Annotated in this window: 1 protein-coding gene; it reads right to left on the bottom strand. The window is 57.5% G+C overall.

Annotated elements, in window-relative coordinates:
* Positions 1-62 precede the first annotated feature (62 nt).
* Positions 63-1,310: an IS256 family transposase gene (locus HNO86_RS30100; RefSeq protein WP_175380567.1), complete on the bottom strand. Its 1,248-nt coding sequence runs from the start codon at positions 1,308-1,310 to the stop codon at positions 63-65.
* Between the last annotated feature and the right edge of the window lie 52 nt (positions 1,311-1,362).

Here is a 1,362-nt window from a genome sequence, read left to right as displayed (position 1 = left end):
GGGACTGTCAGATTTTTTGTGTGCGGGCCGGTAACGGCCTGCCGTCTGGCAGGCCCTGATTTTCACCAGGTCGGCCTGATGAACCGATCTCCGTACAAAATCGCGAACTGATTCATCGCACTTTTCCAATCATGCGCCGCCGCCCCCCAGTTTGCCGTGATGTTTCGCAGCCCCAGCCAGATCAGCTTGGTGGCTGCGTCATCGTTCGGGAAATGGCCCCGGGTCTTGATGATCTTGCGCAACTGGGCGTTGATGCTCTCGATGGCGTTGGTGGTGTAGATCACTTTCCGGATGGCTGGCGGGAAGACAAAGAAGGGAATCACTCGATCCCAGGCGCGTCTCCAGGCCGCAACGACCGTCGGATACTGCTTGCCCCAGGGCCCGTTTTCAAACTCATCGAGTGCTTGCTCAGCCGCTTCGGCATTGGTGGCTTGGTAAATCGGTTTCAGCGCCTTGGCCAGTGCCCGGCGCTTGTCCCAGGCCGCGTAGTCCAAGCTGTTGCGGATCAGGTGCACGATGCACGTCTGCAGCATCGTCTCTGGAAATACTGCACTGAGGGCTTCTGGCATGCCTTTGAGCCCATCGGTGACGGCAATCAGCACGTCCTCGACACCACGTGTCTTGAGATCGTTAAAGACCTTCATCCAGAACTTCGCACCTTCGGTGTTCTCAATCCAGATGCCCAGGATATCGCGCGTCCCGTCGGGTAGAACGCCCAGCGCCAGGTAAATGGCCTTGTTGCGCACTAAGCCTTCTTCGCGAATCTTTACCCGCAGCGCATCGAAGAAAATGACCGGGTACATCGGCTCCAGCGGCCGCTGCTGCCACGCCCCAATTTCTTCCATGACCTCGTCTGTCACAGAGCTGATGAAGTCGGGTGAGACCTCTGTTCCATACTGCTCGGATAGAAATGCCCGGATCTCTCTGACCGTCATTCCACGGGCGTACATGGCGATGATCTTGTCATCGAAACCGGTGTACCGCCGCTCGTGCTTGGGGATCAGAATGGGCGCAAAACTGCCGTCTCGATCGCGAGGAATCTCCAGCCGCAGCGGGCCATCGCCGGTCAAAACCGTCTTGCCACTCTTGCCGTTACGCTGATTACTTTCATCCTCTGGGCGCTGCGCGCCCGGTGGATAGCCCAGGTGATGGCCAAGCTCGGCATGCAGGGCGCGTTCGATTAGGGCTTTCTTGAACGCCGCAGAGGCATCCTCGATAGCTTCTGCAGTCATCAAGCCCTCACCGAACTGCTCCAGCAGCTCTTTGGGGATTTTGGGCAGGTCACGCAAGGGTTTCTTTTTGGTTGGCATACATGCACCTCTTACTCATGTTATGCCCGAACACAAAATTTCTGACACCCCC

It is taken from the genome of Pseudomonas sp. C1C7 (assembly GCF_013359595.1).
Lineage (GTDB): Bacteria > Pseudomonadota > Gammaproteobacteria > Pseudomonadales > Pseudomonadaceae > Aquipseudomonas.
Note: the sequence above shows the minus strand (reverse complement) of the source record. Positions and strands in the feature narration are given on the sequence as shown.